The following is a 14,068-nucleotide window of genomic DNA, read 5'->3' on the forward strand; positions in this document are numbered from 1 at the left end:
TTAGTCGGACTCACTAGAAGAACAGGATGTCTTAATGCGAAATCCAATTTTATCCTTATGCGTGCTAAGTTCAATTGCCGCAGCAGCCCCGACTTTTGCTGAAGAAGATAAATACCTATGGTTAGAAGATGTAGAGGGCGCGAAGCCTTTGGAGTGGGTTAAGCAACAAAATGCTATCTCTGCGAAGGAAATCAAAGCCTATAACGGCTTTGATGGATTAGTCAGCAACAGTTTAGCGATTCTGAACAATAAGGAACGCATCCCGTATGCAAGCCGCATGGATGGCTTTCTTTATAACTTTTGGAAAGATGAAAACCACGTGCGTGGTATTTATCGTCGAACGACGATGGAAGAGTACACCAAGGCTGAACCCCAATGGGAGACGGTGTTAGATATTGATGCCTTAGGCAAGGCTGAAGGCGTTAAGTGGGTTTATAAAGGCATGAGTTGTCGTTATCCCGATTATGACCGTTGTCTGGTGTCGCTATCACGCGGTGGAGCGGATGCAGTTGAGGTACGGGAGTTTGATTTAACGAGTAAGTCATTTGTCGATAAAAAGCAGCAGCCCTTTGCCTTAGATGAAGCTAAATCTAGTGTTAGTTGGATAGATAAAAACACCGTTTTTGTTGGAACTGATTTTGCTGATGGCAACAGCCTTACCGATTCAGGCTATCCTAGAGTGGTTAAGCAGTGGCAGCGAGGAACACCTTTATCTGCTGCAAAAACTATTTTTAGCGGTGATAAAACATCAGTAGCAGTCTCCGGCTATGTCATTTATGACGACAAAAAATCGCTACAGTTAGTATCTGAAAGCCTTACTTTTTATACCGCGCAGCACTATGCATATCGCAATGACAAACTCATTGCTTTGCCATTGCCAATAGATACGGATATTAAAGGCTATTTCAATGATCAGCTTTATATCGAACTTAAAAGTGACTTAACGATAGCAGGTAAGACTTTTAAGCAAGGCGCTATTGTTTACACGGATCTCGATAAGCTTATCGCTCAGAAACCAGAATTTAGTGTCTTGGTTGAGCCAACTGCAACAGCTTCAATTTCACAAGTACGATTCACTAAAAGCACCATTCTTATCACTTGGCTCGATAACGTTAAAAGTAAGTTGATGCGTTACGTGCAAAAGAAGGGTCAATGGCAAGCCGAACAAGCCCCATTTGCAGTAAACGGCACATTGAGTGTGTTTGGTGGTGAAGATAACAGTGATGAGGTTTTTGTTGATTACACCAGTTTCTTGGAGCCAGCAAGTCTGTATTTGTTCGATAGCAACAGCATGAAGGCTAAAAAAATAAAGGCAATGAAACAGCAGTTTGCTGCTGATAAGTTTGAGACTAAGCAATATTTCGCTATATCAAAGGACGGCACTAAAGTGCCTTATTTTGTGGTCATGGCTAAAAATCTGACGCTAGATGGCACTAATCCAACATTACTTTATGGCTATGGCGGTTTTGAAATCTCATTACGCCCATCATATTCAGCAACCATCGGTAAAAATTGGCTTGAGCAAGGCGGCGTATATGTCTTGGCTAATATTCGCGGTGGTGGTGAATATGGCCCCGCATGGCATCAAGCAGCACTCAAAGAAAATCGCCATAAAGCTTATGAAGATTTTGAAGCAATAGCGCAGGATTTAATTGCCAGAAAAATCACCTCAAGTAAACATTTAGGGATCCAGGGGGGCAGCAATGGCGGCCTACTCATGGGCGCGGCGTTTACACGTAAGCCAGAGCTATATAATGCGGTAGTTTGCCAAGTGCCGTTGCTCGATATGAAGCGCTACAATAAATTGCTCGCGGGTGCGAGTTGGATGGGCGAATATGGCGACCCTGATATCCCCGCTGAGTGGGATTACATTAAAGAATTCTCGCCATACCATAATTTAAAGGCGAACACGGCTTACCCTAAAGTGTTCTTTACCACCTCAACTCGAGATGATCGTGTTCATCCCGCGCATGCGCGTAAAATGGTGGCGAAAATGGAAGGTATGGGGATAGACGTGTTGTATTACGAAAATATAGAGGGTGGTCATGCCGGGGCGGCAGATAATAATCAAGCTGCTGAATTAAGCTCAATGGTCTATGCCTATTTAATGCAGCAACTTAGGTAGTTTGGACGTTAAGCCATTCTGCTAGACGATACGAGTAAACAATAATCTTAATGAAGCTGATTATGTTTTTACTCGTATTGCTCACACTTTGGGATAGCATTATGGTTTGCTTTAATGAATCAGATCGACGTTGATTTTCTGCATTGATAACGTCGAGCCGCAACTTAAGTACTCAAGCCCGTCACATCATTATTGAAAGGTATAAAGTAAATTAAAGGTAGTGATGGTATCTGTTTGTTTTGAGCCTTCTGGCACCACCTGAGTGTATTTGATATTGACACCAATCTTGAACGCCCAATCTTGAAAAAGAGTATTTTTGTAGCTCATATCTAGGGTTAGCGTGTTGTTATCTTCACCTGCTTCTGACGTCAAATCTGCATTCAGAGTCGTATATTCTTGTAGTTTTTGCTCAAACTTTGCCGCAGTACGGAGAATGACATCTTTATTTGCATCTGGCTCTGGAATGCTATCGGTGGCGATAGGCAAGTTATATCGATAACCTGGACCCACTTCTAAGCTTAATGTTGTACTAGAGTTGGCGATGGCATCGAAACCATAACCACCTGATATTGTTGATATACGTGTATAACTACCAAATTTATCCCAGGTGAAATCACCTCGACCATAAACATAGCCACTATAGAATTTATAACTTGATTGAAGTTGTAGCTCATACTTTTCAGAGGTGGTCTTTTCATCATCGGCGGCAAAGTAGGCTTTAAAAGTACCTTCTTGTCGTGTCGCGTCCGTGTCATAAACAATTTTTGTTCTGCCGTTAAAGCTGCTCGATTGAGTGTTGCCCGTATTGAGTTGAAAGCCCGCTTCAATTTCAGCGGTTAAGTCACTTGGTGGCTCTTGATAGTCAGGCGGAACAAGTGCAAAGGCTGCTGGGGAGCAACAAAGAGCAAAGGCGGTAGTGAGGATTCTAGGCATTATTATTATTCTTGGTGTGTTGCTTTAGGTTGAAAGTAAAATCATGCAATGCGACATCATACCTAGAATCAGCACTAGCGCAAACAAGATTCCAGCTTGAGATTAATGCCTATCGAATGAATGACTCCATTATTTGTCCTAAAGCTTATATATCCCCATAAACAACGTTACTTGACATACATAACAGGGCTTTTATGGCTAATTAGAGAGGAATAGGGGAATAAGGTGATTATTGCTTGAATTGTGCCGCTAGTTTATGTAAGATTCCGCGGCTTAAATCAGTCACTTTAATTAGTTCCTTGCCTCTATTAGGTTTGACTGAGCCAACAACGAGGCTAGATAACCGTAAGGAGCAAAAAATGCGTCATTATGAAATCGTATTTTTAGTTCACCCTGATCAGAGTGAGCAAGTGCCAGGTATGATCGAGCGTTACACTGGTATAATTACCGAAGCTGGTGGCCAAATCCACCGTTTAGAAGATTGGGGCCGTCGTCAATTGGCTTACCCAATCATCGAGTTGCATAAAGCTCATTACGTTCTTATTAACGTAGAAGCTACTGCAGAAACGGTTGAAGAGCTAGAAACAGCTTTCCGTTTCAACGACGCTGTTTTGCGTAGCATGGTTATGCGTACTAAAGCTGCCATGACTGAAGCATCTCCAATGGCTAAAGCTAAAGACGAACGCGATACACGTCGTTCATCTGAAGAGCGTGCACCAGCACCTCGCGCAGAAGCTACTGAAGAAGTTAAAGAAAGCGCTGAAAACACTGCTGAGTAAGTTTTTTTGTGACCACAAACCATTTTGTATTAGCAGGAACCATTACGCGTTCTAGACGATTTGATAGTCCAGCAGGCATTGCCCATACGGTATTGATGTTGGAACACAAATCTCAACGTTACGAAGCAGAAATGTTACGCAACGTTTATTGTCAAATTCAAGTTGTGTTGAGTGGTGAACGCTTTAATAGCGTTACAGAAAATCTGAAAGCCGGCGTTGAAATCCAAGTCGAAGGTTTCCTTAATCTGCAACAGAGCAGAAATGGTCAAAATCGTTTGGTTTTACACGCCGAAAATGTCGAATTGAAAACTTAGGAGACTGTCACATGGCACGTTATTTCCGTCGTCGCAAGTTCTGCCGTTTTACTGCAGAAGGCGTTACCGAGATCGATTACAAAGATATCGTTACTTTGAAGAACTATATCACTGAAAGTGGTAAAATTGTTCCAAGTCGTATCACTGGTACAAATGCTAAATATCAACGTCAACTAGCTCGCGCTATCAAGCGTGCTCGTTATCTTTCTCTACTGCCGTATACTGATTTACATCAGTAAACTGCATTAATTTAGAGGAATATAAAATGAACGTTATTTTACTTGATAAAATCGCTAACCTAGGCAACTTGGGTGACCAAGTTTCTGTAAAATCAGGTTACGCACGTAACTTCCTTTTACCACTAGGTAAAGCTGTTGTTGCTAACGCTGCTAACACTGAAGTCTTTGAAGCACGTCGTGCTGAATTAGAAGCTAAGTTAGCTGGCCAATTAGCTGCTGCTACATCTCGTGCAGAGATCATCAATGCACTTGAGTCTGTTGTTATCGCTTCTAAAGCTGGTGACGAAGGCAAGCTATTTGGATCTATTGGTAACCGTGACGTAGCTGATGCAGTTACTGCTGCTGGCGTTAAGCTTGCTAAAAGCGAAGTACGTCTACCATTAGGTGCATTGCGCAACACTGGTGACTTTGAAGTTGAAGTTCAACTTCATACTGAAGTTAAAGCTATTGTTAAGATTTCTGTTGTTGCAGAAGCTTAATATATTGCATTAATACCTTTTGGTATTAGCAAAGTTTTAATTTAAAACACCGCACTAATTTGATTAGCGCGGTGTTTTTTTATGTCTGAAAAGCAGGAAAAGCAGGAAAAGCAGGAAAAGCAGGAATAGCAGGAATAGCAGGAATAACAGGAATAACAGGGAAAGCGAGAAGAGTAGGGTGATGGAATGATTGTTGTGAATTAAAAAGGCATATCAGCTGCGCTGTATATGCCTTTTTTCAGTTTTATATTTGTTTAATTTCTAACTAAATCGAGCTCTTCGATTAAGTTGTCAGCATGATCTACTTCATCCATCATCCACAGTATGTATCGAATATCGACATGTACCGCTCGGGTAATTGTTGGGTTGAAGAACCAGTCTTTGGTAATGGCTTCGTAAGTCGAGTCAAAGTTAAGACCGACTAGCTCGCCTTTGCCGTTAAACACCGGTGAACCTGAATTACCACCAGTGGTGTCGACACTTGATAAGAAGTTGACGGGGACAGAGTTAAATTGTTCTGGCTTGTCTAAGCATGAGAATAGTCGGCATAACCAAGATGCGGGATCTTGATAAACATTCTCTACTTTATGACTACCATAACGCTGTTCTTCAATCGCTTTTAATAGCTTAGCCGGTGCATTGAAAGGCTCGATGCCGGTACTTTTGGCTGGGATCCCTTCTAAGCGAGTAAACGGCTGCTTGTAGAGCGCATCTTTCGACTGGTATCCATCAACCATCCCGTAGGTGATCCGTAGCGTGCCGTTGGCGTCTGGGTATACTGGCCAGTTATTTGATTTGTAGTAGGCGATAATGGCTTTCATGTAATCAGGACGTGCCATTGATAGCTGACCCGCCATTGTTTTTGCTTCCTTTTCGGCTGCCATATTTTTCTCATATAATGAGACGGCAAGGCGAATAAAAGGGTCAGCACTGGTTTCGAATACGCTTGCGTCAGCATCCATCCAAGCAAGTCGCTTCTGTTTATCCGTTAACGATGTTAGTGCATAAAGTGCATCCAATTTTTCAGACAATGTGATTTCAACATCCCCTTCATTTAGTGCTGCATCAAGTTCGCTAACACGAATATCTTGGTTTAGATAAGCTTCTAAGTCTTGTAACCATAGTGTTTTATCGACGCTAATGGCAAAGCTCGAATCAAGGCGTTTTAGGCGTGCTTTAAACATCTTCATGTCACGCTGTTGATAACCTTCTTCGCGCTTAGCATCGGGCTTGGTTTTCTCTTTTGCCAAACGGTACAGCTTGTTAGCGGTATCGAGTAGCGCGCTGCTTTGAGCACTGTCGAAATAGTAACGTGTTTGACGTTGTTTACGCTGCTCAACCAGTAAGGTTTCGAGCTCATCAAACTGAGTTTGAAAAGACATGTACGTTTTGTCTTGCGCTAACCAAGCTTTAAAATTATCTTCACGGGCTTGCTTAATGCCTGCTATATCGGTGGCTTTAAATCCATCGAGCAGTCCGTTGTACTTTTTCATACGGTTGGCCATGCCTGCAAGCTTACCCGCATATTTAATCTTAACGTCGTTATTCGCGGCGCTCATCGCTTCAATGGTATCGATGCGTAGCTGATAGCGTGCTGCGAGTGTGGGGTATAACCAATCGCTGGCAAACTTGAGTTCACTTGTTAAGCGATAGCGGCTGGTTGAACCTGGATAACCGGCGACAAAAACACCGTCGCCAGCTTTAACACCGTCGGCGTTGATTTTTAGATAGCTCTTTGGCACATAAGGCACGTTGTCTTTGTTGAATATCGCAGGTTTACCATCTTTACCAACATAGGCACGTAAGAAGGTGAAATCAGCTGAGTGGCGTGGGTATTCGTAGTTATCGATGTCACCGCCAAAAGCCGCGGCACTTTCTGGTGGTGCATATACCAAACGAACATCTCGTATAATGAGCTGTTTAGTGAGGTAGTATTCTAAGCCATTGTGAAAGCTTCGCACTGAGCAGCGATAGTTGTCATCACTTTCACACTCTTTAACCAGTGCCTTGCGGTTGGCTTGAATGTTTTCAAAGCGAACCAGTGGATCCTTGCCGATATCTTTTTTTACCTGTGCAGATACGTCGGTTACGGCTTCAGTAATATAAAGACGTTCATTAGGACCTGCAGTCGGTTCTTTATCTTTACTGCTTGCTAAAAAACCATCCGCGAGATAATTATGTTCTTTTTTACTGTTATATTGAATCGCGCGGTAGGCACAATGATGGTTTGTGACAACTAAGCCTTGGGGCGAAACAAAACTGGCGGTACAATAGCCCAAACCGACAACAGCGTTCATAGGGTAGCTCGTGAGATCCGCTAGCTGTTTAGCGGGAATATCAATACCACGTTCGCTAAGTTTGTCAGCGATTGAGGGCATTTGATACGGCTGCCACTGTCCTTCATCGGCCTTAACCACAGAGGATGACAACATCCCTGTAGAGAGAGCAATAGCGGCAATCAATGCATTGCGCATGTTCTTTCCTTATTTTGTTATTGTGTGTTTTTTACCTGCAGGTCGAATGTTGTTAATTGCCTGCTCTGCTTGAGCCCGTTTTATACCACATTTTGCCTAATCGTTGGAATTTTGGAGATTTAATGTCACAGCAACGCCCCTTTAAACCTAAAGCAAAGCCCAGAGATCTGCAGATGGATGCGCTAAAGATGCCACCGCATTCAATTGAAGCAGAGCAATCTGTTTTAGGTGGCTTGATGTTAGATTCTGATGCATGGGACAGAGTTGCTGAAGCCGTCGTTAAAGAAGATTTTTATTCTCGCGCTCATGCAACGATTTTCACGGCGATGGAATCTTTAGTGAGTGCCGGTAACCCTATCGATTTGATCACGGTTTCAGAGCAGTTAGAGCTCACCGATCAATTAGAAGATGTCGGCGGCTTTGCTTATATAGGTGAAATTGCCAAGAACACGCCGAGTGCCGGTAATATTCACTCTTACGCTGACATTGTGCGTGAGCGTGCCGTCGTTCGCGACATGATTAAAGTGGCCAATGAAATTGCTGACGCCGGTTTTAATCCTGAAGGGCGTAACTCGGGTGAACTACTTGATTTAGCTGAGACAAAAGTATTTAAGATTGCTGAGCAGCGCGCTAACGCTAACGAAGGCCCTGAAGACATAAAAAGCATTCTGGAAAAAACCGTCGATAAAATTGAAGAGCTATACAATAACCCGACCAACGGTGTCACCGGGGTGTCGAGCGGTTTCGGCGAACTCGACAAAATGACAGCAGGCTTCCAGTCGGGGGATTTAATTATTGTCGCAGCGCGTCCTTCAATGGGTAAAACCACGTTTGCGATGAACTTGTGTGAGCAAGCGGCATTGAATGAAGATAAACCCGTGCTTATTTTCAGCTTGGAGATGCCGTCAGAACAGATCATGATGCGTATGTTGGCATCACTTGGACGAGTCGATCAGACCAAAATTCGTACCGGCCAGTTAGATGATGATGATTGGGCACGTGTATCGTCCACTATGGGCATCATGCTTGAGCAAGGTAAGATGTATATCGATGATGGTTCAGGTTTAACACCTACCGATGTGCGAAGCCGAGCAAGACGTGTTGCGCGTGAATATGGCGGGCTATCGATGATCATGATCGATTACCTCCAATTGATGCAGGTTCCCGCACTGAAAGATAACCGTACTTTGGAAATTTCTGAGATTTCTCGCTCACTAAAAGCTTTGGCGAAGGAGCTAGAAATCCCCGTTGTAGCACTATCACAGCTAAACCGTTCATTGGAGCAACGTGCTGATAAACGTCCAATTAACTCAGATTTGCGTGAATCTGGTGCAATTGAGCAAGATGCGGATTTGATCATGTTTATTTACCGTGACGAAGTGTATAACGATGATTCTGAAGATAAAGGCACCGCAGAGATTATTATTGGTAAGCAGCGTAACGGCCCAATTGGGCGTGTGCGGTTAACATTCCAAGGCCAATACTCTCGTTTTGATAATTATGCTGGCCCACAGTTTGAAGAAGATTAAATCGAGTTTATAAAAGCTTTTATGCAACACAATTAACTACAATAGAGCCTCATTGAGGCTCTTATTTTTTGATTAGATACAACAAGGTTACTCTTGAAACCATTCCCACGAGCAGAAATCAGCCGTAAAGCGCTCAAGCATAATTTAGCGCGGCTACATGAGTTAGCACCGTCAAGCAAAGTCATGGCGGTGGTTAAAGCTAATGGCTATGGTCATGGCTTACTTAATGTTGCCCAATGCTTAGATGATGCCGATGGTTTTGGCTTAGCTCGCTTAGAAGAAGCGTTAGCGCTACGCGCCGGTGGCGTAAAAGCCAAACTACTCTTGCTCGAAGGCTTTTTTAGGGTGGGCGATCTGACAACGCTAGTGGAACATAATATCGATACTGTGGTGCATCATGAATCTCAGCTTGAGATGTTAGAAAGCGCTGCTCTGGCAAAACCGGTGACCGTTTGGCTTAAAGTCGATAGCGGAATGCATCGTCTTGGTTTTTCTCCTGAACAGTTTGATTCAACTTATCAAAGGCTATTAGCCAATGATAATGTTGCCAAGCCTATTCATTTAATGACGCATTTTGCCTGCGCTGATGAGCCGAATAATCCGAGTACGGCAGCGCAACAGAAAGTGTTTGACGCGTTAACGCAAAATTTGCCTGGAGATCGCACTTTAGCCAATTCTGCTGGCACACTTTTCTGGCAGCCAAGCCAAGCAGACTGGATTAGACCGGGGATTGCACTTTATGGTGTGTCACCTGTTTTAGGGGATTTAGGCACAAAGCACGGATTGATCCCCGCGATGGATTTAGTATCGCAATTGATTGCAATTAGAGACCATAAAGCGGGCGATCCAGTAGGATATGGTAGCTTTTGGACTGCGGAAACAGACACCAAATTGGGTGTTGTCGCGATAGGTTATGGTGATGGTTATCCGCGTAATGCTCCGCTTGGCACACCAGTGTTGGTGAATGGGCGTGTGGTGCCGATTGTGGGCAGAGTGTCGATGGACATGCTAACGGTTGATCTTGGTGTCGATGCAAAAGATAAAGTGGGCGATCTTGCTGTCTTATGGGGGAAAGATCTGCCCGTTGAAGAGGTCGCTGAACATATTGGAACTATAGCCTACGAGCTCGTCACCAAACTTACACCTCGAGTCGCTGTTTGCCTAGATTGAGCAAGTAACAAATTTATGTGCTGCTGTGATGAGGCCGGATGCCCATCATCAGTGTGAAGATGTCTTAAATTGAAAATACATTCATTAATTCCCGCTGCAATGTTGTTGATGCAGCCAATGGCATTTGCCAATCCTATTATAGAAACCAAGCCGCAAATTCAATCGGCTAATATTACCGATACACCATCAGAACAACCGCAAGCTGACTTAGCCGTTGCAACGCCCCCCAGTGCCGAATTCGTCGCCGTGCCATTTGCGTTCTCGTCTGAGTCACTGAGTACCGCATTGGGCGGAGCCATGGTAGTGAAGCATGCTGGTCAAGTACAAGCCTCTATATTGGGCATAGGTTTATACAGTTCTAACGACAGTTGGGTGACCTATTTAAGTGCACGTAATTATCAAATCCCTCAAGTCGATAGCTGGCTATTTTCGGTAGAAACCTATCAAGCCCAGTTTAAAGAGGGGATCTATTACCTCTCTGAATTGCCGCAGCTCAATCAAGAGGCTGATAAAGTCGTTACCCTTGGTGATGAGTCATACACTCGATTTCATGCTCAATATGTGTTGCCTTGGGGCCGAGGCGTTAATGGTGCCGCCCGCAGTCTTGCAAGATCTACTGAAGCAATTAAGTGGAACCCGTTAACATCGGGTGTGACGAGCATTAAAGTCAGTCCATTTGTGCAAACGCGCGAGCTGCAAGGCTATGAGTATTTGCCACAAAAATCCCAAGGTGTCGCATTAGAGCTCGATTGGGATAATCGTGACAATGGTAAAAATAGCACTCAAGGTGGCCAAACAAGCCTCAAGTTCAGTCGAGACTTTGGCTCTGAAGAGCGCAGCAGTTGGACAACCTGGGAGTTTGAACAAAGTGCATTTTTTGCAATTGGGGCTAATGATTGGTTTGCTAAGCAGATCATGGCGTTTAACTTCTACTTAGCTGACACGCCAACTTGGAATACACAAAGCGGCGATAACTATCATCGCCCGCCGACATTCGCTGGGATCAGTTTAGGTGGTTTTGACCGCTTACGAGGCTATGCCAGTAAGCGTTTTACCGGACGCTCAGCGGTACTTTATTCCGCCGAGTACCGAATTCAGCCAAGATGGCAGCCGTTACAAGAGTGGCCCGTGTTTAACTTATACAATGTACCTTGGTGGCAATGGGTTGCATTTGCCGAGGCAGGGCAGGTTGCCGATGAGTTTAATGCAGAAGCGTTGCACGATGACTTAAAGTGGTCAGCGGGTATTGGCGCAAGGTTTGAAGTCGAAAGTGTTGTCGTTAGAGCTGAGCTGGCTTTTGGCAGTGAAGATCGTCAATTCTGGGTGATGGTGAATCAGCCTTTCTAAATCAAAGGTGTTAATGGCGGTATTTGATGGCTTTCTATCGAAGTCATTTCTCAGGATAGTTGCTCTTGAATACACAAAAAAGGCACCCGAGGGTGCCTTTGGCTTTTGCAGGGATAAATCGTTAGAGTAAACCTAGGGACAAGTTAGGACTCTGTTGTTACTGGGACTGCTTATAAAGTAAATCCATGATGCTCCATTACTTTTTCCGGGCTGTGGCAAGTCGCACAGGCTTCTTTCGCATCTTTTGCGTTACCCGCATCATTGACATCAACAATATGCTCGGCATCTTTATTGGCACCGAAATAACCACCATTGCTGTTGATATGAGACATTGCTGAGTCAGACAGGTACTTCTGGTGACAGCTCATACACGCTGCCGCATCAGGAGAGGCATACCAAGTTTTAACAACTTCATCAGCAGCCGGGCTTTGAGTGCTAGGAATCGCATGAGCTTGACCTGCATTACGGCCTAACTCAAAACCATACTTAAGACCACCATAACCTTCTACAGCCGAGTGACACGTTGTACAATCAGTCTTAAGGATTGTGCCGCTACCACCGTGACCATTATCATGACCTTGCGCTTTATGGGCTTTGTACATGAAGCTTGTTGATTTAAGTAAGTCAGCACCATTGCTGGCTTTGCCATTACCTTTAAGGCTCTTATCGTTAGTATGACAAGCGATACAGTTCACACCATTTGAATCATGGTAGAACTCATAGCTATGACAACCATGACAAGAGGCTGTATCGACAATCGAACGACGTTCGCCGACAACGGCTTCAGCATTGGCTAGCACAGTGCGATAAGCAGGGGTTTGAACATAAGCTGGGTAGGCGTTATCAGCAGTACAAGCTGTACGAGTAGTTGTACCTTCTTCAAAGCACACTTTAAGTACGGGGAGTACTTCTAATGAACGTGAAGCGATGTCAGTTGGGAAGTTAATGGTCACAGCTACACTCACTGTGTTATCAGCATTCCAAATCGCTTTAGTCTCATCTTTAATATCGATGCGACGTTGGCTATAGGGTGCTTGATTGTAATCAGGGTAATCTTTTTCTACATCCCAGCTCACGACCATGTATGGCTTACTATAACCTTGCTTATAGACTTCATCTTTAGAGGCTAACTCACCATTCGCATCCATCACTTTCATGTCAAACTTAATCAGATTAGCAGCATCGATAGTCACATTCATCACTTCAACACTGTAATCTTTAGCCGCTTGGTAAGGCTTAGCAGCTTGTGCATGCACTTCGACACTATGACAATCGGTACAAACCAATTCAGGGTTCTTATCTGACTTATGCTGTGCCGGTGAATCAGTATGGCAACCCGTACATGCGTTTGCATTCGCATTGGTAAGCCACAGATCTTTGTCTGCTAGTTCTTCATCTTGGACATGGCAAACTGCACAGTCCATAAAGGGTTTAGTTGGGAAAGCAGGATAATCGAATGCATGATCGCCACCATAGCCAGCGATGGTGTAAGGCATGGGAACAACATTACCTTCGGCATCTTTACCTTCACGCTCAGGTCCCATATGGATAGCATGCAGCATATGGCCTAATTCAACAGAAACATCATTTGGATCAGAGACGATGCCATTGTGGCATGACTGGCAGTTTTCTAGATCAAGTCTACGACCACCGTGAGCCTTTAAGCTGTCTGGTTGGTGACAGGTGTAACACGTTTCAAGTGTTACTAACTCGCGAGTCTCTACACCCTCGGTCGCATTAGTCGCTGGGATCCAGTCATAATGCGCGTTCTCTGCCAGCTCGTGACCAGAGGCATACTCAAACTGCATCTCGATAGCAATACGCTGCGTCAATTGAGGGTCGAAAACGACTCCTGCTGGATCGACGGCGGTGGTGAGATTAGTGTTAAACGTATAGGTATAGGCGCCATCTTTATGATCGACTAAACACTCCTCGCAGTTTTTTATTTGCTCAAAACCTTGCTCAAAGGTAGTGCCTGTATCGTTTGTAGTCTCATTTAATAGTGAGATCCACTGCTTTAGATCTGATCCTTCATTCGTTTTTAGCTGGGCTAATGAGAAGCGGAAATCATGAAACTCATTTTTTGCGCTTAGACCATAAAGTCCAATGCCTTCTTTATTTTCAAGATCGAAATCAAGGGTAATGATACCGTCAGCATATTTAGCATTACTGATTTCAGCAATTGCCTCTGCAGCCATATCGATATGTAATCCAGAGGTCCCGGGAGCACCCGGTCCTCCTGGCTGTCCATCTTCACCATTATTACCATCTTCACCATCTGAACAGCCTGAGATTAGAAATGCGGAGCTAATCAACAGTGCTAACGATGCTTTTTTTGTTGTTATCATCATACGTTCCTTAAAAGTAACCACTTTTGGTTGTTAAAATGTTAAAGATTTTGGGTGGTTGTGGATATGAGGTCGGTCACTGATACGGAATGACGTTTTACAGTCGATATAACTGCTTTAGGCGGTGTTTATTGGTTTTTTAGTTTGGCCTGTTATTGGATTATTAGTTTATTGTCTTTTTAGTGGGGTGTTTTTCGGTGTGTAACTCCGATATGCGTTAGATGGAAATGTGAAATTCGCATCTTGCAAATCTGAAACTGTCGCTTTCATTGATTTGGGTATGTAAGTCACAGAATTGAGGTGTAACGAAGTAAAGGTCGCAAACTTTGAG

Annotated in this window: 11 protein-coding genes; 8 read left to right on the plus strand and 3 right to left on the minus strand. The window is 43.9% G+C overall.

What is annotated here, in order from left to right; translation table 11 throughout:
- Window positions 1–34: 34 nt before the first annotated feature.
- On the plus strand, window positions 35–2,125 hold the full coding sequence (locus CXF82_RS07375) for a prolyl oligopeptidase family serine peptidase (protein WP_102039114.1): 2,091 nt from the start codon (window positions 35–37) through the stop codon (window positions 2,123–2,125).
- 189 nt (window positions 2,126–2,314) lie between these two features.
- Here the strand turns inward: CXF82_RS07375 and CXF82_RS07380 are convergent, their stop codons facing one another.
- The gene (locus CXF82_RS07380; RefSeq protein WP_102043939.1) at window positions 2,315–3,058 is read right to left on the minus strand and encodes a DUF481 domain-containing protein; all 744 of its coding nucleotides are present in this window, start codon (window positions 3,056–3,058) and stop codon (window positions 2,315–2,317) included.
- Window positions 3,059–3,417: 359 nt separating this feature from the next.
- On the opposite strand from CXF82_RS07380, the gene rpsF reads away from it, so the two are divergent.
- Genes rpsF through rplI form a run of 4 tightly spaced genes read left to right on the plus strand, consistent with a single transcriptional unit; the run spans window position 3,418 to window position 4,869 of the window.
- The gene (rpsF, locus tag CXF82_RS07385) at window positions 3,418–3,837 is read left to right on the plus strand and encodes a 30S ribosomal protein S6 (protein WP_101092585.1); all 420 of its coding nucleotides are present in this window, start codon (window positions 3,418–3,420) and stop codon (window positions 3,835–3,837) included.
- An 8-nt stretch (window positions 3,838–3,845) separates the two neighbouring features.
- Window positions 3,846–4,151: a primosomal replication protein N gene (gene priB / locus CXF82_RS07390; protein ID WP_101092584.1), complete on the plus strand. Its 306-nt coding sequence runs from the start codon at window positions 3,846–3,848 to the stop codon at window positions 4,149–4,151.
- Between the two features lie 11 nt (window positions 4,152–4,162).
- Window positions 4,163–4,390, plus strand: coding sequence for a 30S ribosomal protein S18 (gene rpsR, locus CXF82_RS07395; protein WP_005497284.1), 228 nt, complete (start codon window positions 4,163–4,165; stop codon window positions 4,388–4,390).
- Window positions 4,391–4,416: 26 nt separating this feature from the next.
- Complete coding sequence (rplI, locus tag CXF82_RS07400; protein ID WP_101092583.1) at window positions 4,417–4,869, plus strand: 50S ribosomal protein L9; 453 nt, start codon at window positions 4,417–4,419, stop codon at window positions 4,867–4,869.
- A 254-nt stretch (window positions 4,870–5,123) separates the two neighbouring features.
- On the opposite strand, the gene CXF82_RS07405 is transcribed toward rplI, so the two are convergent.
- On the minus strand, window positions 5,124–7,343 hold the full coding sequence (locus CXF82_RS07405; RefSeq protein WP_101092582.1) for a S46 family peptidase: 2,220 nt from the start codon (window positions 7,341–7,343) through the stop codon (window positions 5,124–5,126).
- 122 nt (window positions 7,344–7,465) lie between these two features.
- On the opposite strand from CXF82_RS07405, the gene dnaB reads away from it, so the two are divergent.
- The 3 genes from dnaB (at window position 7,466) to CXF82_RS07420 (ending at window position 11,389) form a co-directional block, all read left to right on the plus strand.
- Window positions 7,466–8,872 carry a replicative DNA helicase gene (gene dnaB / locus CXF82_RS07410; RefSeq protein WP_101092581.1) on the plus strand — a complete coding sequence of 469 codons (1,407 nt, stop codon included), beginning with the start codon at window positions 7,466–7,468 and terminating at the stop codon, window positions 8,870–8,872.
- Window positions 8,873–8,965: 93 nt separating this feature from the next.
- Window positions 8,966–10,042, plus strand: a complete 1,077-nt coding sequence (gene alr / locus CXF82_RS07415; RefSeq protein WP_101092580.1) for an alanine racemase — start codon at window positions 8,966–8,968, stop codon at window positions 10,040–10,042.
- A 69-nt stretch (window positions 10,043–10,111) separates the two neighbouring features.
- A complete protein-coding gene (locus CXF82_RS07420) occupies window positions 10,112–11,389 on the plus strand; it encodes a BamA/TamA family outer membrane protein (RefSeq protein ID WP_232775161.1) in 1,278 nt (425 codons plus the stop codon).
- A gap of 170 nt (window positions 11,390–11,559) precedes the next feature.
- Here CXF82_RS07420 and CXF82_RS07425 read toward each other — a convergent pair whose 3' ends face one another.
- Window positions 11,560–13,737 carry an OmcA/MtrC family decaheme c-type cytochrome gene (locus CXF82_RS07425; RefSeq protein ID WP_257982747.1) on the minus strand — a complete coding sequence of 726 codons (2,178 nt, stop codon included), beginning with the start codon at window positions 13,735–13,737 and terminating at the stop codon, window positions 11,560–11,562.
- Window positions 13,738–14,068: the final 331 nt, after the last annotated feature.

It is taken from the genome of Shewanella sp. GutDb-MelDb, from assembly GCF_002836075.1.
Lineage (GTDB): Bacteria > Pseudomonadota > Gammaproteobacteria > Enterobacterales > Shewanellaceae > Shewanella.

Excerpts from the sequence above, each read along its gene's own strand:
- rpsR (WP_005497284.1), top strand. The coding sequence starts at position 4,163 with ATGGCACGTTATTTCCGTCGTCGCAAGTTCTGCCGTTTTACTGCAGAA.
- rplI (WP_101092583.1), top strand. The coding sequence starts at position 4,417 with ATGAACGTTATTTTACTTGATAAAATCGCTAACCTAGGCAACTTGGGT.
- CXF82_RS07375 (WP_102039114.1), top strand. The coding sequence starts at position 35 with ATGCGAAATCCAATTTTATCCTTATGCGTGCTAAGTTCAATTGCCGCA.
- rpsF (WP_101092585.1), top strand. The coding sequence starts at position 3,418 with ATGCGTCATTATGAAATCGTATTTTTAGTTCACCCTGATCAGAGTGAG.
- CXF82_RS07380 (WP_102043939.1), bottom strand. The coding sequence starts at position 3,058 with ATGCCTAGAATCCTCACTACCGCCTTTGCTCTTTGTTGCTCCCCAGCA.
- CXF82_RS07405 (WP_101092582.1), bottom strand. The coding sequence starts at position 7,343 with ATGCGCAATGCATTGATTGCCGCTATTGCTCTCTCTACAGGGATGTTG.
- CXF82_RS07425 (WP_257982747.1), bottom strand. The coding sequence starts at position 13,737 with ATGATAACAACAAAAAAAGCATCGTTAGCACTGTTGATTAGCTCCGCA.
- dnaB (WP_101092581.1), top strand. The coding sequence starts at position 7,466 with ATGTCACAGCAACGCCCCTTTAAACCTAAAGCAAAGCCCAGAGATCTG.